The 23,657-nt window shown below is 68.1% G+C and carries 37 protein-coding genes; all 37 read right to left on the bottom strand.

The annotated features are described in order from the left end of the window. Window positions 1-30: 30 nt before the first annotated feature. The gene (truA, locus tag M8C17_RS24340) at window positions 31-861 is read right to left on the bottom strand and encodes a tRNA pseudouridine(38-40) synthase TruA (protein WP_252418875.1); all 831 of its coding nucleotides are present in this window, start codon (window positions 859-861) and stop codon (window positions 31-33) included. Between the two features lie 67 nt (window positions 862-928). Beyond that, window positions 929-1,486, bottom strand: a complete 558-nt coding sequence (gene rplQ / locus M8C17_RS24335) for a 50S ribosomal protein L17 (protein WP_252418874.1) — start codon at window positions 1,484-1,486, stop codon at window positions 929-931. Window positions 1,487-1,520: 34 nt separating this feature from the next. Next, window positions 1,521-2,543: a DNA-directed RNA polymerase subunit alpha gene (locus M8C17_RS24330; RefSeq protein WP_089018953.1), complete on the bottom strand. Its 1,023-nt coding sequence runs from the start codon at window positions 2,541-2,543 to the stop codon at window positions 1,521-1,523. A 99-nt stretch (window positions 2,544-2,642) separates the two neighbouring features. Then, window positions 2,643-3,269 (bottom strand): 30S ribosomal protein S4, encoded by a 627-nt coding sequence (rpsD, locus tag M8C17_RS24325; protein ID WP_179781028.1) that lies wholly within the window; start codon window positions 3,267-3,269, stop codon window positions 2,643-2,645. A gap of 13 nt (window positions 3,270-3,282) precedes the next feature. Continuing rightward, a complete protein-coding gene (rpsK, locus tag M8C17_RS24320) occupies window positions 3,283-3,690 on the bottom strand; it encodes a 30S ribosomal protein S11 (protein WP_030329919.1) in 408 nt (135 codons plus the stop codon). Between the two features lie 86 nt (window positions 3,691-3,776). After that, window positions 3,777-4,157: a 30S ribosomal protein S13 gene (rpsM, locus tag M8C17_RS24315; RefSeq protein ID WP_007465236.1), complete on the bottom strand. Its 381-nt coding sequence runs from the start codon at window positions 4,155-4,157 to the stop codon at window positions 3,777-3,779. 265 nt (window positions 4,158-4,422) lie between these two features. Further along, window positions 4,423-4,536 carry a 50S ribosomal protein L36 gene (gene rpmJ / locus M8C17_RS24310; RefSeq protein ID WP_043965539.1) on the bottom strand — a complete coding sequence of 38 codons (114 nt, stop codon included), beginning with the start codon at window positions 4,534-4,536 and terminating at the stop codon, window positions 4,423-4,425. Between the two features lie 91 nt (window positions 4,537-4,627). Further along, window positions 4,628-4,849, bottom strand: coding sequence for a translation initiation factor IF-1 (gene infA / locus M8C17_RS24305; RefSeq protein WP_007073013.1), 222 nt, complete (start codon window positions 4,847-4,849; stop codon window positions 4,628-4,630). A gap of 301 nt (window positions 4,850-5,150) precedes the next feature. Next, window positions 5,151-5,738, bottom strand: a complete 588-nt coding sequence (locus M8C17_RS24300) for a DUF1707 domain-containing protein (protein WP_252418873.1) — start codon at window positions 5,736-5,738, stop codon at window positions 5,151-5,153. A 93-nt stretch (window positions 5,739-5,831) separates the two neighbouring features. After that, on the bottom strand, window positions 5,832-6,683 hold the full coding sequence (gene map / locus M8C17_RS24295) for a type I methionyl aminopeptidase (RefSeq protein ID WP_252418872.1): 852 nt from the start codon (window positions 6,681-6,683) through the stop codon (window positions 5,832-5,834). An 83-nt stretch (window positions 6,684-6,766) separates the two neighbouring features. Further along, window positions 6,767-7,420, bottom strand: a complete 654-nt coding sequence (locus M8C17_RS24290) for an adenylate kinase (protein WP_030329911.1) — start codon at window positions 7,418-7,420, stop codon at window positions 6,767-6,769. Beyond that, complete coding sequence (gene secY, locus M8C17_RS24285; RefSeq protein WP_252418871.1) at window positions 7,421-8,749, bottom strand: preprotein translocase subunit SecY; 1,329 nt, start codon at window positions 8,747-8,749, stop codon at window positions 7,421-7,423. Window positions 8,750-8,983: 234 nt separating this feature from the next. Next, entirely contained in the window at window positions 8,984-9,427 is a 444-nt protein-coding gene (gene rplO / locus M8C17_RS24280; RefSeq protein WP_252418870.1) for a 50S ribosomal protein L15, read from the bottom strand. Then, on the bottom strand, window positions 9,427-9,609 hold the full coding sequence (rpmD, locus tag M8C17_RS24275; RefSeq protein WP_074314584.1) for a 50S ribosomal protein L30: 183 nt from the start codon (window positions 9,607-9,609) through the stop codon (window positions 9,427-9,429). Before rpmD ends, rplO begins: the two co-directional genes overlap by 1 nt. After that, the gene (gene rpsE / locus M8C17_RS24270; RefSeq protein WP_074314587.1) at window positions 9,609-10,223 is read right to left on the bottom strand and encodes a 30S ribosomal protein S5; all 615 of its coding nucleotides are present in this window, start codon (window positions 10,221-10,223) and stop codon (window positions 9,609-9,611) included. The genes rpmD and rpsE overlap by 1 nt, the downstream gene beginning before the upstream one ends. A 33-nt stretch (window positions 10,224-10,256) precedes the next feature. Then, window positions 10,257-10,646 (bottom strand): 50S ribosomal protein L18, encoded by a 390-nt coding sequence (rplR, locus tag M8C17_RS24265; RefSeq protein ID WP_030329901.1) that lies wholly within the window; start codon window positions 10,644-10,646, stop codon window positions 10,257-10,259. Beyond that, entirely contained in the window at window positions 10,643-11,185 is a 543-nt protein-coding gene (gene rplF, locus M8C17_RS24260) for a 50S ribosomal protein L6 (RefSeq protein ID WP_124860508.1), read from the bottom strand. The genes rplR and rplF overlap by 4 nt, the downstream gene beginning before the upstream one ends. A gap of 16 nt (window positions 11,186-11,201) precedes the next feature. Beyond that, window positions 11,202-11,609: a 30S ribosomal protein S8 gene (rpsH, locus tag M8C17_RS24255; RefSeq protein WP_007465270.1), complete on the bottom strand. Its 408-nt coding sequence runs from the start codon at window positions 11,607-11,609 to the stop codon at window positions 11,202-11,204. Window positions 11,610-11,725: 116 nt separating this feature from the next. Beyond that, entirely contained in the window at window positions 11,726-11,911 is a 186-nt protein-coding gene (locus M8C17_RS24250) for a type Z 30S ribosomal protein S14 (RefSeq protein WP_007465272.1), read from the bottom strand. 1 nt (window position 11,912) lies between these two features. Then, the gene (rplE, locus tag M8C17_RS24245) at window positions 11,913-12,479 is read right to left on the bottom strand and encodes a 50S ribosomal protein L5 (RefSeq protein ID WP_074314595.1); all 567 of its coding nucleotides are present in this window, start codon (window positions 12,477-12,479) and stop codon (window positions 11,913-11,915) included. Beyond that, window positions 12,479-12,799: a 50S ribosomal protein L24 gene (rplX, locus tag M8C17_RS24240; protein ID WP_204942100.1), complete on the bottom strand. Its 321-nt coding sequence runs from the start codon at window positions 12,797-12,799 to the stop codon at window positions 12,479-12,481. The genes rplE and rplX overlap by 1 nt, the downstream gene beginning before the upstream one ends. Further along, the gene (rplN, locus tag M8C17_RS24235; RefSeq protein WP_015619002.1) at window positions 12,796-13,164 is read right to left on the bottom strand and encodes a 50S ribosomal protein L14; all 369 of its coding nucleotides are present in this window, start codon (window positions 13,162-13,164) and stop codon (window positions 12,796-12,798) included. Before rplN ends, rplX begins: the two co-directional genes overlap by 4 nt. 101 nt (window positions 13,165-13,265) lie before the next feature. Next, window positions 13,266-13,544 carry a 30S ribosomal protein S17 gene (gene rpsQ, locus M8C17_RS24230; protein WP_252418869.1) on the bottom strand — a complete coding sequence of 93 codons (279 nt, stop codon included), beginning with the start codon at window positions 13,542-13,544 and terminating at the stop codon, window positions 13,266-13,268. After that, a complete protein-coding gene (rpmC, locus tag M8C17_RS24225) occupies window positions 13,541-13,777 on the bottom strand; it encodes a 50S ribosomal protein L29 (RefSeq protein ID WP_007465283.1) in 237 nt (78 codons plus the stop codon). The genes rpsQ and rpmC overlap by 4 nt, the downstream gene beginning before the upstream one ends. After that, window positions 13,777-14,202: a 50S ribosomal protein L16 gene (gene rplP / locus M8C17_RS24220; protein ID WP_007465292.1), complete on the bottom strand. Its 426-nt coding sequence runs from the start codon at window positions 14,200-14,202 to the stop codon at window positions 13,777-13,779. Before rplP ends, rpmC begins: the two co-directional genes overlap by 1 nt. A 3-nt stretch (window positions 14,203-14,205) precedes the next feature. Beyond that, complete coding sequence (gene rpsC / locus M8C17_RS24215) at window positions 14,206-15,078, bottom strand: 30S ribosomal protein S3 (protein ID WP_109817184.1); 873 nt, start codon at window positions 15,076-15,078, stop codon at window positions 14,206-14,208. Next, window positions 15,078-15,536 (bottom strand): 50S ribosomal protein L22, encoded by a 459-nt coding sequence (rplV, locus tag M8C17_RS24210; protein WP_007465297.1) that lies wholly within the window; start codon window positions 15,534-15,536, stop codon window positions 15,078-15,080. The genes rpsC and rplV overlap by 1 nt, the downstream gene beginning before the upstream one ends. Before the next feature lie 41 nt (window positions 15,537-15,577). After that, window positions 15,578-15,859 carry a 30S ribosomal protein S19 gene (gene rpsS, locus M8C17_RS24205; protein ID WP_007465299.1) on the bottom strand — a complete coding sequence of 94 codons (282 nt, stop codon included), beginning with the start codon at window positions 15,857-15,859 and terminating at the stop codon, window positions 15,578-15,580. Window positions 15,860-15,871: 12 nt separating this feature from the next. Beyond that, window positions 15,872-16,711, bottom strand: coding sequence for a 50S ribosomal protein L2 (rplB, locus tag M8C17_RS24200; RefSeq protein ID WP_252418868.1), 840 nt, complete (start codon window positions 16,709-16,711; stop codon window positions 15,872-15,874). A 12-nt stretch (window positions 16,712-16,723) separates the two neighbouring features. Beyond that, window positions 16,724-17,026, bottom strand: a complete 303-nt coding sequence (gene rplW / locus M8C17_RS24195) for a 50S ribosomal protein L23 (protein WP_007465304.1) — start codon at window positions 17,024-17,026, stop codon at window positions 16,724-16,726. Then, window positions 17,023-17,673, bottom strand: coding sequence for a 50S ribosomal protein L4 (gene rplD, locus M8C17_RS24190; protein WP_053653946.1), 651 nt, complete (start codon window positions 17,671-17,673; stop codon window positions 17,023-17,025). The genes rplW and rplD overlap by 4 nt, the downstream gene beginning before the upstream one ends. Beyond that, a complete protein-coding gene (rplC, locus tag M8C17_RS24185; RefSeq protein ID WP_252418867.1) occupies window positions 17,670-18,335 on the bottom strand; it encodes a 50S ribosomal protein L3 in 666 nt (221 codons plus the stop codon). Before rplC ends, rplD begins: the two co-directional genes overlap by 4 nt. Window positions 18,336-18,346: 11 nt before the next feature. Continuing rightward, window positions 18,347-18,655, bottom strand: coding sequence for a 30S ribosomal protein S10 (gene rpsJ, locus M8C17_RS24180; RefSeq protein WP_007073037.1), 309 nt, complete (start codon window positions 18,653-18,655; stop codon window positions 18,347-18,349). A gap of 349 nt (window positions 18,656-19,004) precedes the next feature. Beyond that, window positions 19,005-20,198 (bottom strand): elongation factor Tu, encoded by a 1,194-nt coding sequence (tuf, locus tag M8C17_RS24175; RefSeq protein ID WP_252418866.1) that lies wholly within the window; start codon window positions 20,196-20,198, stop codon window positions 19,005-19,007. Window positions 20,199-20,411: 213 nt separating this feature from the next. Further along, window positions 20,412-22,508 (bottom strand): elongation factor G, encoded by a 2,097-nt coding sequence (gene fusA / locus M8C17_RS24170; protein WP_308209584.1) that lies wholly within the window; start codon window positions 22,506-22,508, stop codon window positions 20,412-20,414. A gap of 76 nt (window positions 22,509-22,584) precedes the next feature. Next, window positions 22,585-23,055 (bottom strand): 30S ribosomal protein S7, encoded by a 471-nt coding sequence (rpsG, locus tag M8C17_RS24165; protein WP_030489583.1) that lies wholly within the window; start codon window positions 23,053-23,055, stop codon window positions 22,585-22,587. A gap of 1 nt (window position 23,056) precedes the next feature. Continuing rightward, window positions 23,057-23,431, bottom strand: a complete 375-nt coding sequence (gene rpsL, locus M8C17_RS24160; protein WP_014440718.1) for a 30S ribosomal protein S12 — start codon at window positions 23,429-23,431, stop codon at window positions 23,057-23,059. Window positions 23,432-23,657: the final 226 nt, after the last annotated feature.

The following is a 23,657-nucleotide window of genomic DNA, read 5'->3' as shown; positions in this document are numbered from 1 at the left end:
ACCAGCCCTCGCCCGGACCCGGTCGGTGTGTCAGCCCTCGACCGGGACCCGTAGCCGGCGGGTGAGGTCGGCGCGGCGGGCGTACTCGGCCGGGTCGGCCGGGTAGCCGACCTCGACCAGGGTCAGCCCGTGCGCCGGGGCGACGGTCACCTCACTGGACCGCTCCTGCCGGGTGAGCAGGCTGCCCGGCCACTCCACCGGGCGGCGGCCGTCCCCGGCCACCAGCATCGCCCCCACGAGGCTGCGCACCATGGCCTGGCAGAACGCGTCCGCCTGCACGGTGGCGACCAGCACACCGTCCGGGTCGCGGCGCCAGTCCAGCCGGGTCACCTCGCGCAGGGTGGTCGCGTTCTCCTTGCGCCGGCAGTACGCGGCGAAGTCGTGCTCACCGACCAGGCCGGCCGCCGCGGCGTTCAGCGCGGCCAGATCCAGCGGTTTCGGCCAGGCCAGCACCTCGTGCCGGCGCAGCGGCTCGGCGCCGTACCGCGCGTCGGTGACCCGGTACTCGTAGCGCCGGAAGGTCGCCGAGAACCGGGCGTCGAAGTCGGCGGGCATCTCGGTCATCGCCCGCACCCGCACGTCGGTGGGGAGCAGCCGGGCCAGCCGGCGCAGCAGCCGCTCCTCGTGCTGCCGCCACACGTCGACGGGAAGGTCCAGGTGGCAGACCTGCCCGGTGGCGTGCACGCCGGCATCGGTCCGCCCGGCCACGGTCAACCCGGTGGCCGTACCGGCACCGAGCACCAGGTCCAGGGTCTCGACGAGCACCCCGGCGACGGTGCGCCGGGTCGGCTGGGCGGCCCAGCCGGAGAAGCCGGTGCCGTCGTACGAGACGTCCAGCCGCAGCCGGATCCGCTCGTCCACCTCGTACCTCCAGTTATGGGTCGAGCCCGACACCCCGATGGGGTGCCGGGCCCGACGTTGCCCTTGATCAGGCCTTGTTCTCGGTGGCCTCGTCGCTGTCCTCGCGGGCGGCGGCGGTGTCACCGGACGCCGACACCGGCGGCTCGGAGTCCTGGTCGGCCGGGGCCGACTGCGGGGTCTCCTCGTCGGGGGCGAGCGCCTCGACCTTGTCCTGCTGCGCGGCCTTGCGGGCGGCGGTCTTCTTGTTCGCCTTCGGCTCGGCGACCTGAAGCTCCTCCACCAGCTCGATGATGGCCATCGGAGCGTTGTCACCCTTGCGCGGACCGGTCTTCACGATCCGGGTGTAACCGCCGGGGCGGTTGGAGTAACGCGGAGCGATCTGGTCGAACAGGGCGTAGACGACGTCCTTGTCCTTGACGACACCCAGCACCCGCCGCCGCGAGGCGAGGTCACCGCGCTTGGCCTTGGTGATGAGCTGCTCGGCCAGCGGGCGCAGCCGCCGGGCCTTCGTCTCGGTGGTCTGGATCTTCCCGTGCTGGAACAGCGCGGTCGCCAGGTTGGCCAGCATCAGCCGCTCGTGCGAGGGGCTGCCGCCGAGGCGGGGGCCCTTGGTGGGCGTGGGCATTTTTGGTGCTCCTCAGTTGTGGCGGCAGCGCGGACTAGAGCTGCTCGGTCTCGCGGTAGTCGTCGGTGTCGTAGTCGGCCTCGCCGAAGGTGTCCACGACGTGCGCCGGGTCGAAGTTCGGAGCAGAGTCTTTCAGCCCCAGACCCATCCCGGCGAGCTTCATCTTGACCTCGTCGATCGACTTCTGACCGAAGTTGCGGATGTCGAGGAGGTCGGCCTCGGTACGCCCGATGAGCTCACCAACGGTGTTGATGCCCTCGCGCTTGAGGCAGTTGTAGGAGCGGACGGTGAGGTCCAGCTCCTCGATCGGCAGGGCGAGGTCCGCCGCCAGCTGGGCGTCCTGCGGGGACGGCCCGATGTCGATGCCCTCGGCGGTCTCGTCCAGCTCCCGGGCCAGCCCGAACAGCTCCACCAGCGTCGAACCGGCGGAGGCCAGCGCGGTCCGCGGGCCCATCGACGGCTTGGTCTCGACGTCGATGATCAGCCGGTCGAAGTCGGTCCGCTGCTCGACGCGGGTCGCCTCGACGCGGTAGGTCACCTTGAGCACCGGCGAGTAGATCGAGTCGACCGGGATACGGCCGATCTCGGCGCCGGACTGCTTGTTCTGCGCCGCCGTCACGTAGCCCCGGCCCCGCTCGACGGTCAGCTCCATGTCGAGCCGGCCCTTGCCGTTGAGGGTCGCGAGCTTCAGGTCCGGGTTGTGCACCGAGACGCCGGCCGGGGGCTGGATGTCACCCGCGGTCACGTCGCCCGGGCCCTGCTTGCGCAGGTACATGCTGACCGGCTCGTCGTGCTCGGAGCTGACGCACAGCTCCTTGATGTTCATGACGAGCTCGACCACGTCCTCCTTGACACCGGGGATCGTGGTGAACTCGTGCAGCACGCCGTCGATCTTGATCGAGGTGACCGCCGCACCCGGGATCGACGACAGCAGCGTGCGCCGCAGCGAGTTGCCGAGGGTGTAGCCGAAGCCCGGCTCCAGCGGCTCGATGGCGAACCGCGACCGGGTCTCGTTGATCGACTCCTCGGAGAGGGAGGGTCGCTGGCTGATGAGCATGTTTTCTCTTCTCTTCCGGGACGCCCGCTATTTGACGTCCACGACACAAACTGTTCCGGTGGCCCGCCCCGGAGGGCGGGCCACCGCAACGAGCTCCGACTACTTGGAGTAAAGCTCGACGATCAGCTGCTCCTGGACCTGCGTGTCGATGACCTGCCGGGCCGGGAGGGAGTGCACGAGCACCTTCATCTGGCTGGGAATGGCCTCCAGCCAGGCCGGCACAGCCCGCGAACCGGCCTGCGCCTGCGCAACGACGAACGGGGTGAGCTCCTTGCTCTTGCCCCGAACCTCGATGATGTCGTGCTCCTTGACCCGGTACGACGGGATGTCGACCTTCTTGCCGTTCACCGTGAAGTGACCGTGCTTGACCAGCTGGCGGGCCATGTCCCGCGAGTGGGCGTAGCCGGCCCGGTAGACGACGTTGTCCAGCCGCGACTCGAGGATCTGCAGGAGGACCTCACCGGTCTTGGCCTGCTTGCCGACGGCTTCCTCGTAGTAACCGCGGAACTGCTTCTCCAGCACGCCGTAGACACGACGGGCCTTCTGCTTCTCACGGAGCTGGAGCAGGTACTCCGTCTCCTTGGTGCGGCCGCGGCCGTGCTGCCCGGGCGGGAACGGCCGGGACTCGAACGGGCACTTCGGACCATCGCACTTGCTGCCCTTGAGGAACAGCTTCATCTTCTCCCGCCGGCAACGGCGGCAGTCAGCACCGGTGTAACGAGCCATCTCTCTCTACCTCTCAGACCCGGCGACGCTTCGGCGGACGGCACCCGTTGTGCGGCTGCGGGGTGACGTCGGCGATCTGCCCGACCTCGAGGCCCACGGCCTGCAGCGAACGGATGGCGGTCTCCCGGCCGGAGCCGGGGCCCTTGACGAACACGTCGACCTTGCGCATGCCGTGCTCCATGGCCCGACGCGCGGCGGCCTCGGCGGCCAGCTGCGCGGCGAACGGAGTCGACTTGCGGGAGCCCTTGAAGCCCACCTGGCCCGCGGAGGCCCAGGAGATGACCGCACCGGTCGGGTCCGTGATGGACACGATGGTGTTGTTGAACGTGCTCTTGATGTGCGCCTGCCCGTGGGCGACGTTCTTGCGTTCCTTGCGCCGGACCTTCTTGACAGCGGCTCCGGCACGAGCCTTCGGTGGCATAAGTCTGTGCGCTCCTAGTTGACTTTCCGGATCGGGCTGCGGCCTGGCCTACCTCGGCGGCGGCCGCCCCGTCATCCGGTTAAGAACTACTTCTTGCCGGGCTTCTTCTTGCCGGCGACGGTCCGCTTCGGGCCCTTGCGGGTCCGGGCGTTGGTCTTGGTCCGCTGCCCACGCACGGGCAGGCCCCGGCGGTGCCGGATGCCGGCGTAGCAGCCGATCTCGACCTTGCGGCGGATGTCAGCGGCGACCTCGCGGCGCAGGTCGCCTTCAACCTTGTAGTTGCCCTCGATGTGGTCGCGGAGCTGTACGAGCTCCTCGTCCGTGAGGTCCCGAGCGCGCTTGTCCGGCGAGATGCCGGTGGCGGCGAGTGTCTCCAGGGCGCGGGTACGACCGACCCCGAAGATGTAGGTGAGCGCGATCTCCATCCGCTTCTCGCGGGGGAGATCCACGCCGACTAGACGTGCCATGTGCGGGCGTACTCCTCGTGATGTGTGGCGGAGGTGTGGACCCGTCCCACCCCGCTACCGGCCGTCCCGTCTTTCCGACGCTGTCAGCGCCGGCGACCGGGATCGGTCGCTGCCCGAGCGGGCCCCGGCCTCCGACCGGGGGTCAGCCACGCAGAGGTACGTCTCGCGTACCGCTCGTGGCTGGGACGAGCATGTGTGATGTGTGTGTCGCTGGGGATCTGCCCAGGTCAACGCCGCCCGGCCGTGTCCGGCCGGATGGACTGAATCAGCCCTGGCGCTGCTTGTGGCGCGGGTCGCTGCAGATGACCATGACCCGGCCGTGCCGGCGGATAACCCGGCACTTGTTGCAGATCCTCTTGACGCTCGGCTTGACCTTCACGGTTGCCTTACTTCCCATCTGGCCCGGGAACGCGCAGGGCGCGAGACCGGACGTCGAAGACGGACACGGGACTTCCCGGCCGCCGTCAGGACTACTTGTAGCGGTAGACGATGCGCCCGCGGGTCAGGTCGTACGGCGAGAGTTCGACGACGACCCGGTCCTCCGGCAGGATGCGGATGTAGTGCTGCCGCATCTTGCCGCTGATGTGAGCCAGCACCTTGTGGCCGTTCGCGAGCTCCACCCGGAACATAGCGTTCGGCAGGGGCTCGATGACCCGACCCTCGATCTCAATGGCTCCGTCTTTTTTCGGCATGTCCTCCGCTGTCCTGACGTCGATTGCTCCGGGCGGCCCACAACGCCTTACACGGGAAACTGACCAAGAATCAGAAGCCCGCGCCAGCCGCGGCTCCAGCTCCCACCGAAGCGCAGGGTGGGCATGCCGGAGTGGACGCTGTGCGCCGATCTGAAAGTGTACGCCCGCCCGCGGGCGCCCGCCAAACCGGCCACCCACCGCACCGTCGTGTCGGCCGCAGGTCGCCCGTCCGAGTGCCCGATGATCTTCACGAGACCGTCGCCGGCCGGGCCGGCAGGGCCGACTCCCCCCGTCCGGCGAGTCAACCGGCCGGTCGCGGGTCGTCCCGTTCGTCCGGTTCACCAGCGCGCAACTCACGCCGCCGGGCCCGCTTCGCCCGCCTGCGCTCCCGCCGGCGTTCGCGCTCGATCGCCTGGCGCCGCGGCTCTCCCCCGGTCAGCCCTGTGATCGTGCGCACCGCCAGCACGGCCCCCCACGGCCCGGCCACCCAGGCCGGCCAGAAGTAGAGCAGGTCCTGGCTGAGGAGCGAGGTCACCGCCCAGATGGTCACCACGATGGCGATCACCTTCAGGTACGGCAGCCACACCTCGGCCAGCCAGCGGGCGGTGACACCGCCGGCCGCCGGAACGGGCTGGCCGCCCAGACCGCCGGCCAGCGGCGTGCCCGGAGCGGTGACCGGCGCCAGCGACGAGCGCTCCGGGGGCGCCACCGGGGGCAGGTCGGTGAGCAGGGCGTCCAACTCGGCGTAGGTGCGGGCGGAGTAGGCCCGCTGCAACCGCTCGTCGTACTCGTGCAGGTCCAGCCGTCCCTCGCCGAGGGCCACCCGCAACCGGTCGGCAACCGCCTCGCGGTCCGCGTCCGCGGCTCGCATCCCGTCGCGCCCGTCCATGCCGGCAAGCATGCCACCGACATGCCAACGGCGTCGCACCCGCTCGTCGCGCCCTGATCCCGTCAGGCCGCCCCAGCGTCAGGCCGGGGTGGGTCAGGGGGCGGTCGAGGCGGCGGGCTGGCGTGCGGTGACCAGGTCGCCGAGTCGGCCCCGTCCCCCGTCGAACGCGGTGAGCACCCAGACGCCGTCGGGGAGCAGCGCCATCGAGTGCTCGACGTGCGCCGCCACCGACCCGTCCCGGGTGACCACCGTCCAGCCGTCGGACAGCTCGACCGTACGCGGCGACGCCATGGTGATCATGGGCTCGATGGCCAGTGCCATGCCGGGGACCAGCCGTGGGCCCTTGCCGGGCCGGCCGTGGTTGAGCACGTGCGGGTCCTGGTGCATCTCGGTGCCGATGCCGTGCCCGCCGTAGCCGTCGACGATGCCGTACCGGCCACCCTTGCGGACCGCGGTCTCCACGGCGTGGGAGATGTCGGTGAGCCGTCCCCGGCCACTGGCCGCGCCGCGTGCGGCGGCGGCGATGCCGGCCCACATCGCGTCCTCCGCCACCTCGGCCATCTTGAGCAGCGCGGGGTCGACGTCGCCGACGCCGACGGTGATCGCGGCGTCGCCGTGCCAGCCGTTCACCACCGCGCCGCAGTCGATCGAGATCAGGTCACCGTCCCGGAGCACCTGCCCTGGCGACGGGATGGCGTGCACGACCTGCTCGTTGACCGAGGAGCAGATCGACGCCGGGAAGCCGTGGTAGCCCTTGAACGACGGGACGCCACCCGCCTCGCGGATGGTCGACTCGGCGATGGCGTCCAGATCGGCGGTGCTCACGCCGGGCGCCACCGCCTCGCGCATCCGGCGCAACGCCTCTGCCACCACCAGCCCGGCGGCCCGCATCTTCTCGATCTGGTCAGGGGTCTTCAGCTGGATGTCCAGCTGGGGACGACGCATGGAGCCAATACCTTTCGTTGCCGAACAGCGGGGCACGTCGCACGTACCCCGCTGTTCGCACTCTATCCGCCGTGGGCCGGACCTCAGCCGCCGTACGACCGCAGCGCGTCGATGGCCCGGGTGGTGACGTCCTCCACCGGGCCGGTGGCGTCGATCCCGACCAGCTTGCCCTGGGCGCCGTAGTAGTCGACCAGGGGCGCGGTCTTCTCGCTGTACTCGCGCAGCCGGGTGGCGATGGTCTCGGGCTTGTCGTCGTCGCGCTGGAACAGCTCGGCGCCGCACCGGTCACAGATGCCGGGCCGGGTCGTGGCGTCGAACTCGACGTGCCAGATCTTGCCGCAGCCCCGACAGGTGCGCCGGCCCGAGAGCCGCCGGATCACCTCGTCGTCGTCGACCACCAGCTCCAGGACCAGATCCAGCGCGGTGCCCAGGTCGGCGAGGAGCTTGTCCAGCGCGGCGGCCTGCGGAGTGGTCCGCGGGAAACCGTCGAGCAGAAACCCCTCGCTGGCGTCGGGCTCGGCCAGCCGGTCCCGGACCATGTTGATGGTCACCTCGTCCGGGACCAGCTCGCCCGCGTCCATGTACCGCTTCGCCTCGATGCCGAGCGGCGTGCCCTGGGTGACGTTCGACCGGAAGATGTCTCCGGTCGAGATCTTCGGAACCGACAGGTGGGCAGCGATGAACTCGGCCTGTGTGCCCTTGCCCGCGCCCGGCGGGCCAACCAGAACGAGTCTCATCTACCGCAGGAACCCTTCGTAGTTCCGCTGCATGAGTTGGCTCTCGATCTGCTTCACGGTCTCCAGACCGACGCCGACCATGATGAGCACAGCGGTGCCGCCGAACGGGAAGTTCTGGTACTGCTGGTTGTCCAGCCAGATGAAGAAGAAGTTCGGCAGGATCGAGATGACGCCGAGGTAGAGCGCGCCCGGCAGGGTGATCCGGCTGAGGATGAAGTCCAGGTAGTCGGCCGTCGGCTTGCCCGGGCGGATGCCCGGCACGAACCCGCCGTACTTCTTCATGTTGTCCGCGACCTCGGTCGGGTTGAACGTGATCGAGACGTAGAAGTACGTGAAGAAGATGATCATCAGGAAGTAGACCGTGATGTAGATCGGGCTACTCGGGTTGACCAGGTTGTTCTGGATCCACGCCTGGGTCTTGCCCGGGTCGGTCTGGTCGAAGAACTGCAGGGCCAACTGCGGCAGGTAGAGCAGCGACGAGCCGAAGATGACCGGGATCACACCCGCCTGGTTGACCTTCAGCGGGATGTAGGTCGAGGTGCCGCCGTACATCCGGCGGCCGATCATCCGCTTGGCGTACTGCACCGGGATGCGGCGCTGCGCCTGCTCGATGAACGTGACCGCGGTGATGACCACCAGGACCAGCGCGATGACCAGGGCGAACATGTCCCAGCCCTTGCTGGTCTTGATCTGCCAGCCCTCGCTGGGCAGCCGCGCGGCGATCGAGGTGAAGATCAGGACGGACATGCCGTTGCCGACGCCCCGGTCGGTGATGAGCTCACCGAGCCACATGACCATGCCGGTGCCGGCGGTCATGGTCATCACCAGGATGGCCAGGGTCAGCCAGTCCGGGATGCCGGTGCCCCGGGGGATGATCGGGAACTCGTCGCAGCGGTTCTGGAAGAGCTGCCCCGAGCGGGCCAACGCCACGAACGCCGAGGCCTGCAGCACGCCGAGACCCAGGGTCAGGTAGCGGGTGTACTGCGTGATCTTGGCCTGGCCTGCCTGGCCCTCCTTGCGGAGCTGCTCCAGGCGCGGGATCACGACGGTGAGCAGCTGCAGGATGATCGACGCGGTGATGTAGGGCATGATGCCCAGCGCGAAGACCGAGAGCTGTAGCAGCGCTCCGCCGGAGAAGAGGTTGAGCAGGTTCAGCACACCCGTCGACTCACCCTGGAGGGTGTCGAGGCACTTCTGCACGTTGCCGTACGAGACGCCCGGACTGGGGAGCGTGGCACCCAGCCGGTAGACCGCGATGATGCCTACTGTGAACAGCAGCTTCTTGCGCAGGTCAGGCGTACGGAACGCACTGAGAAAGGCGGACAGCAACTTCTTCCTCCTGCGCGAGGCGGGCCGCCGGTGATCCCTGGCGGGTCGGGGTGGATCCCGGGCGAGCGCCCGGAATCCATGGCTGGGATGGGACTCTAACAGCCCTATCCCGGTCCGGGCAGATGTGCCCGGCTACATAAACCGATTCCGATATTACCGGGCGCATATCGCCCCAGGCAGACCATGGCGCCCGCCAGTTGCTCACAACTGGACGGGCGCCATGGGTCGTACGCCTTACAGCTCGGTGGTGGAGCCACCGGCAGCGGCGATCTTCTCCTTGGCCGACGCGCTGAACGCGTGCGCCGACACCTGGAGCGCCACCCCACCGAGATCCCCGGTGCCGAGGACCTTGACCGGGTGGCCCTTGCGGACCGCACCGGCCTCGACCAGCTCGAGCGGGCCAACCTGGCCGCCGTTCGGGAACAGCTCGGCGAGCCGGTCCAGGTTGACCACCTGGAAGACCACCTTGAACTTGTTCTTGAAGCCCTTCATCTTCGGCAGGCGCATGTGGATGGGCATCTGCCCACCCTCGAACGCCGCCGAGATGTTCTTGCGGGCCTTGGAACCCTTGGTACCGCGACCAGCGGTCTTGCCCTTGGAACCCTCACCGCGACCCACACGGGTCTTCGCGGTCTTGGAACCGGGCGCCGGGCGCAGGTGGTGCACCTTGATCGTCATTACTCGACCTCCTCGACCTTCACGAGGTGGTTCACAGTGAAGATCATGCCACGGATCTCGGGCCGGTCCTCCTTGACCACCACGTCGTTGATCCGCTTGAGGCCGAGCGAACGCAGCGAGTCACGCTGGTTCTGCTTGGTCCCGATACCGGATCGGACCTGGGTGACCTTCAGACGTGCCATCAGTGCGCCACCCCCGCACGCGACGCCAGCATGGCGGCCGGCGCGACGTCCTCCACCGGCAGGCCACGACGCGCAGCGACCTGCTCGGGGGACTCAAGCCCCTTCAGGGCCGCCACGGTGGCGTGCACGATGTTGATCGGGTTCGACGAGCCGAGGCTCTTCGAGAGCACGTCGTGGATCCCGGCGCACTCCAGAACGGCGCGCACCGGACCACCGGCGATGACACCCGTACCGGCCGAGGCCGGCTTGAGCAGCACCACGCCAGCGGCGTCCTCACCCGTCACCGGGTGCGGGATCGACTGGCCGATCCGCGGGACCTTGAAGAAGTGCTTCTTGGCCTCCTCGACACCCTTGGCGATGGCCGCGGGCACCTCCTTGGCCTTTCCGTAGCCCACGCCGACCGTGCCGTCGCCGTCGCCCACGATCACCAGGGCGGTGAAGCTGAAGCGACGACCACCCTTCACGACCTTGGCGACGCGGTTGATCGCGACGACCCGCTCAAGGTGCGGGGTCTTCTCGACGGGCGCGTTTCCGCGGCCGCCCTCACGGCGGTTGTCGCGGCGACCACCCTCGTTGCCACCGGACCCGCCGCCACGGCGCTGTTGACCTGGCATCAGCAGCCTTCCTTATCTCTCGTGACGGGGTTGTTAGAACTCGAGCCCGGCTTCGCGGGCAGCATCGGCAAGCGCGGCGACACGCCCCGCGTACCGGTTGCCACCGCGGTCGAAGACGACCTTGGAGACGCCGGCGGCCTTGGCCCGCTCGGCGAGCAGCGCGCCCACCTTGCCGGCGAGGGCGCTCTTGTCGCCCTCGGCACCGCGCAGCGAGGCGTCCAGGGTCGACGCCGACGCCAGGGTGTGACCCTTGGTGTCGTCGACGATCTGGGCGACCATGTGCCGCAGCGAACGGGTGACGACCAGGCGCGGACGCTCGGCCGTACCGCTGACGTTCTTGCGGACGCGGAAATGCCGACGCGCACGCCCGACGGCGCGCTTGGCGGCGACACCGCGGCGGCGCTTGAGCAGCGTGGCGCTCACTTCTTACCTGCCTTTCCGGCCTTGCGGCGGATGACCTCGCCCTGGTACTTCACGCCCTTGCCCTTGTAGGGCTCCGGCGGACGGATCTTCCGGATGTTGGCGGCGACCTCACCGACCTGCTGCTTGTCGATGCCGGCCACGTGGAACAGGGTCGGCCGCTCCACCGTGAAGGTGATGCCCGCCGGGGCGGGGACGACCACCGGGTGCGAGAACCCGAGCGCGAACTCGAGGTCCGAACCCTTGGCGGTGACCCGGTAACCGGTGCCGGCGATCTCCAGGCTCTTGCGGTAGCCCTCGGTGACCCCGACGATCATGTTGGCAACCAGCGTACGGCTCAGGCCGTGCAGTTCCTTGGCCTTGCGCTCGTCGTTCGGGCGGTTGACGCTCAGCTGCCCGTCCTCGGCCCGCTCGATCGTGATCGGCTCGGCGAGGGTGTGCTGGAGCTGGCCCTTGGGGCCCTTGACCTTGACGGTCTGCCCGTCGATCGTGATGTCGACGCCGGCTGGTACCGGGATCGACTTACGTCCAATTCGCGACATTTCTACCTGTCTCCCGTTACCAGACGAAGGCGAGGACTTCCCCGCCAACACTCCGCTTGCGGGCCTGCCGGTCGGTCAGCAGCCCCTGGGACGTCGAAATGATCGCCACGCCCAGCCCACCGAGCACCCGCGGGAGCCCGTCCGACTTGGCGTACACCCGGAGACCGGGCTTGGACACGCGCTTGATGCCGGCCAGGCTCCGCTCGCGGTTCTGGCCGTACTTCAGCTCGACGACCAGTCGCTTGCCGACGGCGCCCTCCTCGGGCTCCTCGACCGACCAGGTGGCGATGTAACCCTCGGCCTTCAGGACCTCGGCGATGTTCGCCTTGATCTTGGAGTAGGGCATCTTCACCTGATCGTGGTACGCCTGGTTGGCGTTACGCAGACGCGTGAGCATGTCTGCGATCGGGTCGGTCATCGTCATGGATTTCGTCAGCCTTTCTCGCCGGGGTTCCCGGGGCATCAGCCCCGGGCCTACGGCGAAGAGCAATACCTAATCGGTGCAGGAGTTCCCGGCCGACAGCCGGGACGCGGTCGCCCTTACCAGGAAGCCTTGGACACGCCCGGCAGCTCACCGCGGTGGGCCATCTCCCGGATGCACACCCGGCAGAGACCGAACTTGCGGTAGACCGCCTTCGGACGCCCGCACCGCTGGCAGCGGGTGTACGCGCGAACCGAGAACTTCGGCTTCGCGGCCGCCTTGATGATCAGCGCCTTCTTGGCCATCTCAGTTCTCCTTGAACGGGAAGCCCAGAAGCTTGAGCAGCGCCCGGCCCTCGTCGTCAGTCGTGGCGGTGGTGACCACCGTGATGTCCATGCCCCGCTGGCGATCGATCCGGTCCTGGTCGATCTCGTGGAACACCGACTGTTCGGTCAGACCGAACGTGTAGTTGCCGTGCCCGTCGAGCTTGCGCCCGTCCAGACCGCGGAAGTCGCGGATACGCGGCAGCGCGATGGACAGCAGCCGGTCCAGGAACTCCCACATCCGGTCGCCGCGAAGGGTCACCTTCGCACCGATCGGCATGCCCTCGCGGAGCTTGAACTGCGCGATGGACTTGGTCGCCCGCCGCACCTGCGGCTTCTGGCCGGTGATCGTGGCGAGGTCGCGGACCGCGCCGTCGATCAGCTTGGCGTCGCGAGCAGCCTCGCCGACACCCATGTTGACGACGATCTTGACCAGCCGCGGCACCTGCATGGGGTTGCCGTAGCTGTGCTGCTCGCGCAGCTGGGCCACGATCTCGTTGCGGTACCGCTCCTTGAGGCGCGGCATGGTCTTTTCGGTAGCCGTGGTCATCACAGGTCCTTACCGGTGCTACGCGCGATGCGGACCTTCTGGCCGTTGTCGTCGATCCGGTAACCGACGCGGGTCGGCTTGCCGTCGGAGTCCAGGACCTGCACGTTCGAGACGTGGATCGGGGCCTCCTGGGTGACGATGCCGCCGGTCTTGGCGCCACGCTGGGTGGTGCTGATGCGGGTGTGCTTCTTGACCCGGTTCACGCCCTCGACCAGGACCTTGTCCTGCCGCGGGAAGGCCGCAATGACCTTGCCCTTGGCACCCTTGTCCTTGCCGGCGATGACGACGACCGTGTCGCCCTTCTTGACCTTCACGGTCACAACACCTCCGGCGCGAGGGAAATAATCTTCATGAACCGCTTGTCCCGCAGCTCCCGACCCACCGGGCCGAAGATGCGGGTTCCGCGCGGGTCCCCACCGTCCTTGATGATGACGGCGGCGTTCTCGTCGAAGCGGATGTACGAGCCGTCCGGCCGCCGCTTCTCCTTCGCGGTGCGGACGATGACCGCCTTGACGACGTCGCCCTTCTTGACACCGGCACCCGGGATCGCGTCCTTGACGGTGGCCACGATGACGTCGCCGATGCTCGCGTAGCGCCGACCGGAGCCACCGAGAACCCGGATGCACAGGATCTCCCGAGCACCCGTGTTGTCGGCGACGCGCAGTCGCGACTCCTGCTGAATCACGTCTATCTCCTATGTCTGCCGGTTCTCCGGCCGCCGTCGCGGCCGGCCGGAGCCTGGCGGAACCAACGCCCGACGCAACGCCGGGCGAGCTCGAGCCTTCGCTACTTGGCCTTTTCCTGGATCTCCACGATCCGCCAACGCTTGGTGGCGCTCAGCGGCCGGGTCTCCATGATCAGGACCCGGTCGCCGATGCCGGCGGCGTTCTGCTCGTCGTGCACCTTCAGCTTGCGGGTACGGCGCATGATCTTGCCGTACAGCGCGTGCCTGACCCGGTCCTCGACCTCGACCACGACGGTCTTGTCCATCTTGTCGCTCACCACCAGGCCCTCACGGACCTTGCGGCGAGCCCGCACGGCGGCGGTCGTGTTCTCGTCGGTCATGATGCAGTCACCTCAGTCGGCGCGGCCGAGAGCCCCAGCTCACGCTCACGCATGATCGTGTAGATCCGGGCGATCTCCCGACGGATGACCTGCAGCCGCCGGTTGTTGTCCAGCTGCCCGGTTGCGGCCTGCACGCGGAGGTTGAACAGCTCCGCCTTGGCCTCCCGCAGCTTCGTGACCAGCTCCTCTTCGGAGAGCTCACGCAGCTCGGTCGCCTTAACGCCCGCTGCCATCAGGATTCACCCACTTCGCGCGTAACAATGCGGCACTTCATCGGGAGCTTGTGGATCGCGCGACGCATCGCCTCTCGCGCAATCTGCTCGTTGGGGAAGGACATCTCGAAGAGAACCCGCCCCGGCTTGACGTTCGCGACCCACCACTCGGGCGAGCCCTTACCGGAACCCATCCGGGTCTCGGCGGGCTTCTTGGTGAGGGCCTGGTCCGGGAAGATCGTGATCCAGACCTTGCCACCACGCTTGATGTGGCGGGTCATCGCGATACGTGCCGACTCGATCTGGCGGTTGGTCACGTACGCCGGCTCGAGAGCCTGGATCCCGAACTCGCCGAACACCACCCGGTTACCACCCTTGGACGCGCCACTGCGGTCCGGGTGGTGCGGCTTGCGGAAGCCCTTCGGGGGCTTGCGCGGCATCAGCATCTGTCAGCCCTCCTGCTGCGTTTCTGCCGGAGTCGTGGCGGCCGCGGCGACAGCGGAGCTGTCGATCGGCTCGCCAGCCGGCGTCTCGGCCTGCTGCGCGATGGTGGTCGCGGCGGCCCGGCCGGCCTCGGTGCCACCGGCAGTCGTGCCGGACGAACCGGACCGACCACGGCGCGGCCGCTCCGGGCGGTCTCCACGCTCACCACGACGCGGACGGGACGGACCCGCCTCGGCCGGAGCCTCCCGGCCCGGAACCGCGTCGCCCTTGTAGATCCAGACCTTCACGCCGATCCGGCCGAAGGTGGTACGGGCCTCGAAGAAGCCGTACTCGATGTTGGCCCGCAGCGTGTGCAGCGGAACCCGGCCCTCGCGGTAGAACTCGGTCCGGCTCATCTCGGCGCCGCCGAGACGACCCGAGACCTGCACCCGGATGCCCTTGCAGACCGGGTTCTTCATCGCGGACTGCATGGCCTTGCGCATCGCCCGACGGAAGCTGACCCGGCTGGACAGCTGCTCGGCCACGCCCTGCGCGACGAGCTGCGCGTCCGACTCGGGGTTCTTCACCTCGATGATGTTCAGCTGCACCTGCTTGCCGGTGAGCTTCTCGAGCTCGCCGCGGATCCGGTCGGCCTCCGCACCCTTACGGCCGATGACGATGCCCGGCCGAGCGGTGTGGATGTCGACGCGGACCCGGTCGCGGGTGCGCTCGATGTCGACCTTGGAAATGCCGGCGCGCTCCAGGCCCTTGGACATCATCCGGCGGATCTTGACATCCTCGCCGATGTAGTCCTTGTAGAGCTTGTCCGCGAACCAGCGGGACTTCCAGTCGGTCGAGATGCCGAGCCGGAACCCAGTGGGGTGAACCTTCTGACCCATTACTCGGCGTCCTCCGTCTTGCTCTGCGCTTCGGCCGGTGCGGCCTCCGTAGCCGGGGCGGCCTTCTTCGCCGCGGCCTTCCTCGGCGCTGCCGGCGCGACCGCCTCGACCGCCACGGTGATGTGGCAGGTGCGCTTGCGGATCCGGTACGCCCGGCCCTGCGCCCGCGGCTGGAACCGCTTCATCGTCGGGCCCTCGTCCACGAACGCCTCGCTCACGAGCAACGCGTCGGGGTCCAGCCGCTCGTTGTTCTCCGCGTTGGCGATCGCGCTAGCGAGCACCTTGTACACCTGCTCGCTCGCAGCCTGCGGCGCGAACTGCAGCACCGTGAGAGCCTCCTTCGCGGGCAGGCCGCGGACGAGGTTGACCACCCGGCGCGCCTTCATCGGCGAGATGCGCACGTGCCGCGCAACCGCCCGCGCGCCCGGAAGCACCGGAGCGTCGCCCTTTCCTGGCATCGCTGTAACCCCTTGTTCCCTCTATCCGTATGCCCGCGGCGTCAGCGCCGACGGCTCTTCCGGTCGTCCTTCTCGTGACCCTTGAACGTGCGGGTCAGCGCGAACTCGCCGAGCTTGTGCCCGACCATCGCCTCGGTCACGAACACCGGGACGTGCTTGCGTCCGTCGTGCACCGCGATCGTGTGCCCGAGCATCTCCGGGATGATCGTCGAGCGCCGCGACCAGGTCTTGATCACGTTCTTCGAGCCCTTGTCGTTCTGGACTTCCACCTTCTTGAGCAGGTGGTCGTCGACGAACGGGCCCTTCTTCAGGCTGCGAGGCATGTCTTAACTCCCTCAGCCGCGCTTACGCGTGGCGTAGCGACGGCGGACGATCAGCTTGTCACTCGGCTGGCCCTTACGGCGGGTGCGGCCCTCGGGCTTACCCTGCGGGTTGACCGGGTGGCGACCACCGGAGGTCTTACCCTCACCACCACCGTGCGGGTGGTCGACCGGGTTCATGGCGACACCACGGACGGTCGGGCGCTTGCCCTTCCACCGCATACGGCCGGCCTTGCCCCAGTTGATGTTCGACTGGTCGGCGTTGCCGATCTCGCCGACGCTCGCGCGGCAGCGCACGTCCACCCGCCGGATCTCGCCGGACGGCATACGCAGGGTCGCGTACGCGCCCTCACGGCCGAGCAGCTGGATGCCGACGCCGGCGGACCGGGCCAGCTTGGCCCCGCCACCCGGACGCAGCTCCACGTTGTGGATCGTGGTACCGACCGGGATGTTGCGCAGCGGCAGGTTGTTGCCGGGCTTGATGTCGGCGCCCGGACCGGACTCGACGCGGTCGCCCTGCTTCATGTCCTTCGGCGCGAGGATGTACCGCTTCTCGCCGTCGGCGTAGTGCAGCAGCGCGATGCGCGCCGTGCGGTTCGGGTCGTACTCGATGTGAGCGACCTTCGCCGGCACGCCGTCCTTGTCGACCCGCTTGAAGTCGATCAGACGGTACTGGCGCTTGTGACCGCCACCGTGGTGCCGCGTGGTGATCCGGCCGTGGGCGTTACGCCCGCCCTTCTTCGGCAGCGGAGCCAGCAGCGACTTCTCCGGCGTGGACCGGGTGATCTCGGCGAAGTCGGCGACACTCGAGCCACGTCGGCCCGGCGTCGTCGGCTTGTACTTACGGATAGCCATTGTCTACACCCCTCAGCTGACCGGGCCGCCGAAGGCCTCGATACGGTCACCGTCAGCCAGCTTCACGATCGCCCGCTTGGTCGCCTTGCGCTGACCGAAGCCGGTCTTGGTGCGCTTGCGCTTGCCCTGGCGGTTGAGCGTGTTGACCGTCAGGACGCGGACGTTGAAGATCTGCTGGATAGCGATCTTGATCTCGGTCTTGTTCGCGTCCGGGTGCACCAGGAAGGTGTACCAGTTCCGGTTCAGCTCGCTGTAGCTCTTCTCCGAGACGACCGGCGCCACGATGATGTCGCGCGGGTCGGCGATCGTGCTCACTTGCCACCCTCCTCGGTGGTCTCGGCGGGCACGCCCAGGAACTCGTCCAGGGCGTCCTTGGTGAAGACCACGTCGTCGGCCACCAGCACGTCGTACGTGTTCAGCTGGCCGGACTCGATCAGGTGCACGCGCGGCTCGTTGCGCAGCGACACCCAGTTCAGCTCGTCGGTGCTGCTCAGCACGACCAGGACCCGACGGGCCTCGGTGAGCTTGGTCAGCGTGGCCAGGGCCGCCTTGGTCGACGGCTTCTCGCCCGAGACGAACGCCTCGACGACGTGCACCTGCCCGGCGCGGGCCCGGTCGGAGAGGGCACCCCGCAGAGCGGCGGCCTTCATCTTCTTCGGGGTCCGCTGGCTGTAGTCGCGCGGCACGGGACCGTGCACCACGCCACCGCCGGCGAACTGCGGCGCGCGGATCGAGCCCTGCCGGGCGCGACCGGTGCCCTTCTGCTTGTACGGCTTCTTGCCGCCGCCGGCGACCTCGCCGCGGGTCTTGGTCTTGTGCGTGCCCTGTCGGGCCGCCGCGAGCTGGGCCACCACGACCTGGTGCATCAGCGCGACGTTGGCCTGCACGTCGAAGATGTCAGCCGGCAGCTCGACGGAGCCGCTGGTGCTGCCTTCGACGGTGCGCACGTCAACGGTGGTCACTTGGCCGCACCGCCCTTCTTCACCTTGCTCTTGGCCGCGGTACGGACCAGAACCAGCGCGCCCTTGGGACCAGGAATGGCACCACGGACGAGCAGGAGGTTGTTCTCGGTGTCGACCGCCTGGACGGTGAGGTTCTGCACGGTGTACCGCACGCCACCCATCCGGCCGGCCATCCGGGTGCCCTTGAAGACACGACCCGGAGTGGCGCAGGCGCCGATGGAACCGGGCGAGCGGTGCTTGCGCTCGACACCGTGGCTGGCGCGCAGGCCGTGGAAGCCGTGCCGCTTCATCGGGCCGGCGTAGCCCTTGCCCTTGGTCTTGCCGGTGACGTCGATCGTGACGCCCGCCGGGAACTCCTCGACCGTGACCTCCTGGCCGAGCGAGTACTCGCCAGCGTCGGTGGTGCGCAGCTCAACGATGTGCCGGCGCGGCGCCACGTCCGCCTTCGCGTAGTGCCCGCTGATCGGCTTCTTGACCTTGCGCGGGTCGATGTTGCCGTACGCCAGCTGGACCGCGGAGTAACCGTCCTTCTCGGCGCTACGAACCTGACTGATGACGCACGGGCCGGCCTCGACCACGGTCACGGGAACAACACGGTTGTTGTCCCAGACCTGGGTCATGCCGAGCTTGGCGCCCAGGATCCCCTTGACTTGCCTGTCCATTTGTCCGGTCCCTACAGCTTGATCTCGATGTCGACGCCAGCCGGCAGGTCGAGGCGCATGAGCGAGTCGACCGTCTTCGGGGTCGGGTCGATGATGTCGATCAGCCGCTTGTGCGTGCGCATCTCGAAGTGCTCGCGCGAGTCCTTGTACTTGTGCGGCGAGCGGATAACGCAGAAACGGTTGATCTCCGTGGGCAGCGGCACCGGGCCCGCGACCTGCGCCCCGGTGCGCGTCACCGTCTCGACGATCTTCCGAGCCGAGGAGTCGACGACCTCGTGGTCATAGGCCTTGAGCCGGATGCGGATCTTCTGTCCCGCCATGGTGGCTTCTGTTCCTTCTCTCGATGCCGCTGTGTTGCGGGCGCCTGTACCGGCTGGCACAGGCCCACTTCGCCGACCCCCGCGGTCGGGCGTGTCGCGCCCTCGGGCCGGGCTCCGCCCCGGGACTCCGGAGCGGTGCTGACCGCGCGGTGGGTCAAGGCGCCGATCGCAGTAACGCGACCTGAACGCCGTGCGAGGGTGGTTGGCGACTGGGCCGCCAACCACCCCACGCTCGACTGTCCGTCACCCGGAGGTTCAGCGAAAGCCGAACACAGGCGACGAACTGTCGTTACGCAACCTGACTAGTATGCCGCACGACCGGCGGCGGGTCTAATCGGGGTTACCTAGCTCACTTGATGATCTTGGTGACGAACCCGGCGCCGACGGTGCGGCCACCCTCGCGGATCGCGAACTTGAGGTTCTCCTCCATGGCGATGGGCTGGATCAGCTTCACCGTCATGGTGGTGTTGTCACCCGGCATGACCATCTCGGTGCCCTCGGGGAGGGTGACGACACCGGTGACGTCCGTGGTCCGGAAGTAGAACTGCGGACGGTAGTTCTGGAAGAACGGGGTGTGCCGGCCGCCCTCCTCCTTGGAGAGGATGTAGACCGTCGCCTCGAACTCCGTGTGCGGGGTCGTGGTGCCCGGCTTGACGACCACCATGCCGCGCTCGACGTCCTCGCGCTTGATGCCACGCAGCAGCAGACCGACGTTCTCGCCCGCGCGGGCCTCGTCGAGCAGCTTGCGGAACATCTCGATACCGGTGCAGACCGTCTTCTGCGACTTCTCGCGGATACCGACGATCTCCACCTCCTCGTTCGGCTTGAGGATGCCGCGCTCGGCGCGACCGGTGACGACGGTGCCACGACCGGTGATCGTGAAGACGTCCTCGATCGGCATGAGGAACGGCTTCTCGGTCTCGCGCTCCGGCTGCGGGATCGCGGTGTCGACCGCGGTCATCAGGTCCAGGAGCTTGCCGGTCCACTCGGGGTCACCCTCGAGGGCCTTCAGCGCCGAAACCCGAACGACCGGCAGGTCGTCACCCGGGTACTCCTGCGAGGAGAGCAGCTCGCGCACCTCGAGCTCGACGAGCTCCAGGAGCTCCTCGTCGTCGACCATGTCGCTCTTGTTGAGCGCCACGACGATGTACGGCACACCGACCTGACGGGCCAGCAGCACGTGCTCGCGGGTCTGCGGCATCGGGCCGTCGGTCGCCGCGACCACCAGGATCGCGCCGTCCATCTGCGCGGCACCGGTGATCATGTTCTTGATGTAGTCCGCGTGGCCGGGGCAGTCGACGTGCGCGTAGTGCCGCGCCTCGGTCTGGTACTCGACGTGCGCGATCGAGATCGTGATGCCGCGGGCCTTCTCCTCCGGCGCCTTGTCGATCTCGTCGAACGGCGTGTAAGGGTTCAGGTCCGGGAACTGGTCGTGCAGGACCTTGGTGATGGCCGCCGTCAGCGTCGTCTTACCGTGGTCGATGTGACCAATGGTGCCGATGTTGACGTGCGGCTTAGTCCGCTCGAACTTCGCCTTCGCCACTGGTGTCCTCCTGTGGACTTCTTGGTTCGTACGCCCGGCGCGCCGGTCGGCGCTTAGGACTCTGTCGACAGCCTTTCCGGCCGAACGGCCGGAGAGCTTTTGTGGGTTCTGCGGCGATGAAGCCTACAGGCCCGGTCTCACGCAACCCGATCGTGGTGGCCGCGGGCGGGCGAACCTGCCCGCGACCAACCACGAATCACCTGCTCAGGGACGTTACTCGCCCGTTGCCTTGGCGATGATCTCCTTCGCGACGCTCTGCGGAACCTCGGCGTAGGAGTCGAACTGCATGCTGTAGCTAGCCCGGCCCTGGGTCTTCGACCGCAGGTCGCCGACGTAGCCGAACATCTCCGACAACGGCACCAGAGCCTTGACGATGCGGGCGCCACTGCGCTCCTCCATCGCCTGGATCAGGCCGCGGCGGGAGTTGAGGTCGCCGATGACGTCACCCATGTTCTCCTCAGGAGTGGTGACCTCAACGGCCATCATCGGCTCGAGCAACGCCGGGTCGGCCTTGCGGGCCGCGTCCTTCATCACCATCGAGCCGGCGATCTTGAATGCCATTTCCGACGAGTCGACCTCGTGGTACTGACCGTCCAGCAGGGTCAGCTTCACACCGACCAGCGGGAAGCCGGCGAGGATGCCGTACTGCATGGCGTCCTGCGCACCCGCGTCCACCGACGGGATGAACTCCCGGGGGATGCGGCCACCGCTGACGGCGTTCGCGAACTCGTAGGTCGGCGAGTCGTTGTCCAGCGGCAGCGGCTCGACGCTCACGATGACCCGCGCGTACTGGCCGGAACCACCGGTCTGCTTCTTGTGGGTGTACTCGACCTTGTCCACCTTGCGGCGGATGGTCTCGCGGTACGCCACCTGCGGCTTACCGATGTTGGCCTCGACGTTGAACTCGCGGCGCATCCGGTCGACCAGGATGTCCAGGTGCAGCTCGCCCATGCCGGAGATGACCGTCTGACCGGTCTCCTCGTCCAGCTTGACGCGGAAGGTCGGGTCCTCCTCGGCCAGCCGCTGGATGGCGGTGCTGAGCTTCTCCTGGTCGGCCTTGGTCTTCGGCTCGATGGCGACCTCGATGACCGGCTCCGGGAAGGTCATCGACTCCAGGATGACCGGGTTCGCCGGGTCGGACAGCGTGTCACCGGTGGTGGTCTGCTTGAGACCCTGCACCGCGATGATGTCGCCAGCCTGGGCCGAGCTGCGCTCTTCCCGCTTGTTGGCGTGCATCTGGTAGATCTTGCCGATGCGCTCCTTGCGGTCCTTGGTGGAGTTGACCACCTGGGTGCCGGTCTCGACCACGCCGGAGTAGACCCGGACGTAGGTGAGCTTGCCAAGGTGCTTGTCGGTCTGGATCTTGAAGGCCAGGCCGGAGAAGGGCTCCGACTTGGACGGCTTGCGCAGCAGCGGGGTCTCGCCGTCGGTGGCCGTACCCTCGATCGCCGGAACGTCCAGCGGCGACGGCAGGAAGTCGACCACGGCGTCGAGCATCGGCTGGACGCCCTTGTTCTTGAACGCCGAGCCGCACAGCACCGGGTTGGCCTTGCCGGCGATGGTGGCACGCCGGATGGCGGCCTTGATCTCCTCGGGGGAGACCTCCTCGCCTTCCAGGTACTTCTCCATCACCGCGTCGTCGACGTCGGCCAGGGTCTCCATCAGCTTCTCGCGCCACTCGGCCGCGGAGTCGGCCAGGTCGGCCGGGATCTCCTCGATCGCGTAGTCCTCACCCTTCTGGGTCTCCCCACGCCAGGTGAGAGCGCGCATGCCGATCAGGTCGACGACGCCGATGTGGTCACCCTCGAGCCCGATCGGGATCTGGAGCACCAGCGGGGTGGCGTTGAGCCGGTCGATCATCATCTGCACGCAGCGGAAGAAGTCGGCGCCGGTCCGGTCGAGCTTGTTGACGAAGCACATCCGCGGGACGTTGTACTTGTCGGCCTGCCGCCAGACGTTCTCCGTCTGCGGCTCCACGCCGGCGACACCGTCGTAGACCGCGACCGCACCGTCCAGCACCCGCAGCGACCGCTCGACCTCGACCGTGAAGTCGACGTGGCCGGGCGTGTCGATGATCTGGATCGTGTGGCCCTTCCACTCACACTTGGTAGCAGCGGAGGTGATGGTGATGCCACGCTCCTGCTCCTGCTCCATCCAGTCCATGACGGCAGCGCCCTCGTGGACCTCACCGATCTTGTACGTGATGCCGGTGTAGAACAGGATCCGCTCGGTGGTCGTGGTCTTACCGGCATCGATGTGCGCCATGATGCCGATGTTGCGTACGTTGGCGAGCGCGTCTGCGGCGGCCACTTCAATCCCTACTTATCGTCGTCTCGACTCAACTGGTTGCGGTTCCGGCGCCCCGGAGGGCGCCGGAACCAGGGTGTTACCAGCGGTAGTGCGCGAAGGCCTTGTTGGACTCGGCCATCTTGTGCGTGTCCTCGCGCCGCTTGACGGCGGCACCGAGGCCGTTGCTCGCGTCCAGCAGCTCGTTCATCAGCCGCTCGACCATGGTCTTCTCACGCCGGGCGCGGGAGTAGGTGACCAGCCAACGCAGGCCCAGCGTGGTCGCCCGGGTGGGGCGAACCTCGACCGGAACCTGGTAGGTGGCGCCACCGACACGACGGCTGCGCACCTCGAGGGTCGGCTTGACGTTGTCCATCGCCCGCTTGAGGGTGACGACCGGGTCGGTGCCGGACTTCTCGCGGCAGCCCTCGAGGGCCGCGTACACGATGGTCTCGGCGAGCTGACGCTTGCCGCGCAGCAGGATCTTGTTCACCAGCTGGGTGACCAGCGGCGAGTTGTACACCGGGTCAGCGACCAGTGGCCGCCGCGGAGCGGGTCCCTTACGCGGCATGTCAGCTCTTCTCCTTCTTCGCGCCGTAACGGCTGCGCGCCTGCTTGCGGTTGCGGACACCCTGGGTGTCCAGCGAGCCGCGGACGATCTTGTAACGCACGCCGGGGAGGTCCTTCACCCGGCCGCCGCGAACGAGCACGATCGAGTGCTCCTGCAGGTTGTGACCGACGCCCGGGATGTAGGCCGTCACCTCGATCTGGCTGCTGAGCTTCACACGAGCGACCTTGCGCAGCGCCGAGTTCGGCTTCTTGGGGGTGGTGGTGTACACGCGGGTGCACACGCCGCGCCGCTGAGGGGAACCCTTCAGCGCCGGGGTCTTGGTCTTGCTCGTCTTCGCCTGGCGGCCCTTTCGGACCAGCTGCTGGATCGTGGGCACCGGGTTTCTCCGCTCCCTTCGGCCGCAGTCCTGCGGCCGCGCCGTCTGCTCGTTAGCCGGCCTGATGACCGGCTCTCCTACATTCCGACCAGGGCCACCTTGCGGAGGTCCCGGCACCCGCGGTCGGGCGTGTCGCCCAGCTCACGGTCCCGGTGCGGACGCTTTCGCAGGCGTACCGGGTTCTGTCACCGGCACGCGGGTCGCCCCGCCCCGGATCTCTGGCTTG

It is taken from the genome of Micromonospora sp. RHAY321 (assembly GCF_023896955.1).
Classification (GTDB): domain Bacteria; phylum Actinomycetota; class Actinomycetes; order Mycobacteriales; family Micromonosporaceae; genus Micromonospora.
This window is presented reverse-complemented; position numbering and strand designations above follow the sequence as displayed.

Coding starts and splice junctions, on each gene's coding strand:
- rplQ (WP_252418874.1), bottom strand. CDS start 1,486: ATGCCCACGCCCACCAAGGGCCCCCGCCTCGGCGGCAGCCCCTCGCAC.
- M8C17_RS24330 (WP_089018953.1), bottom strand. CDS start 2,543: ATGCTCATCAGCCAGCGACCCTCCCTCTCCGAGGAGTCGATCAACGAG.
- rpsD (WP_179781028.1), bottom strand. CDS start 3,269: ATGGCTCGTTACACCGGTGCTGACTGCCGCCGTTGCCGGCGGGAGAAG.
- rpsK (WP_030329919.1), bottom strand. CDS start 3,690: ATGCCACCGAAGGCTCGTGCCGGAGCCGCTGTCAAGAAGGTCCGGCGC.
- rpsM (WP_007465236.1), bottom strand. CDS start 4,157: ATGGCACGTCTAGTCGGCGTGGATCTCCCCCGCGAGAAGCGGATGGAG.
- infA (WP_007073013.1), bottom strand. CDS start 4,849: ATGCCGAAAAAAGACGGAGCCATTGAGATCGAGGGTCGGGTCATCGAG.
- M8C17_RS24300 (WP_252418873.1), bottom strand. CDS start 5,738: ATGGACGGGCGCGACGGGATGCGAGCCGCGGACGCGGACCGCGAGGCG.
- map (WP_252418872.1), bottom strand. CDS start 6,683: ATGCGTCGTCCCCAGCTGGACATCCAGCTGAAGACCCCTGACCAGATC.
- M8C17_RS24290 (WP_030329911.1), bottom strand. CDS start 7,420: ATGAGACTCGTTCTGGTTGGCCCGCCGGGCGCGGGCAAGGGCACACAG.
- rplO (WP_252418870.1), bottom strand. CDS start 9,427: ATGACGATCAAGGTGCACCACCTGCGCCCGGCGCCCGGTTCCAAGACC.
- rpmD (WP_074314584.1), bottom strand. CDS start 9,609: ATGGCACGTCTGAAGGTCACCCAGGTCCGATCCGGTATCGGGACCAAG.
- rpsE (WP_074314587.1), bottom strand. CDS start 10,223: ATGCCAGGTCAACAGCGCCGTGGCGGCGGGTCCGGTGGCAACGAGGGT.
- rplF (WP_124860508.1), bottom strand. CDS start 11,185: ATGTCGCGAATTGGACGTAAGTCGATCCCGGTACCAGCCGGCGTCGAC.
- rpsH (WP_007465270.1), bottom strand. CDS start 11,609: ATGACGATGACCGACCCGATCGCAGACATGCTCACGCGTCTGCGTAAC.
- M8C17_RS24250 (WP_007465272.1), bottom strand. CDS start 11,911: ATGGCCAAGAAGGCGCTGATCATCAAGGCGGCCGCGAAGCCGAAGTTC.
- rplE (WP_074314595.1), bottom strand. CDS start 12,479: ATGACCACGGCTACCGAAAAGACCATGCCGCGCCTCAAGGAGCGGTAC.
- rpsQ (WP_252418869.1), bottom strand. CDS start 13,544: ATGACCGACGAGAACACGACCGCCGCCGTGCGGGCTCGCCGCAAGGTC.
- rpmC (WP_007465283.1), bottom strand. CDS start 13,777: ATGGCAGCGGGCGTTAAGGCGACCGAGCTGCGTGAGCTCTCCGAAGAG.
- rplP (WP_007465292.1), bottom strand. CDS start 14,202: ATGCTGATGCCGCGCAAGCCCCCGAAGGGCTTCCGCAAGCCGCACCAC.
- rpsC (WP_109817184.1), bottom strand. CDS start 15,078: ATGGGTCAGAAGGTTCACCCCACTGGGTTCCGGCTCGGCATCTCGACC.
- rplV (WP_007465297.1), bottom strand. CDS start 15,536: ATGCCAGGAAAGGGCGACGCTCCGGTGCTTCCGGGCGCGCGGGCGGTT.
- rpsS (WP_007465299.1), bottom strand. CDS start 15,859: ATGCCTCGCAGCCTGAAGAAGGGCCCGTTCGTCGACGACCACCTGCTC.
- rplB (WP_252418868.1), bottom strand. CDS start 16,711: ATGGCTATCCGTAAGTACAAGCCGACGACGCCGGGCCGACGTGGCTCG.
- rplC (WP_252418867.1), bottom strand. CDS start 18,335: ATGGACAGGCAAGTCAAGGGGATCCTGGGCGCCAAGCTCGGCATGACC.
- rpsJ (WP_007073037.1), bottom strand. CDS start 18,655: ATGGCGGGACAGAAGATCCGCATCCGGCTCAAGGCCTATGACCACGAG.
- rpsG (WP_030489583.1), bottom strand. CDS start 23,055: ATGCCGCGTAAGGGACCCGCTCCGCGGCGGCCACTGGTCGCTGACCCG.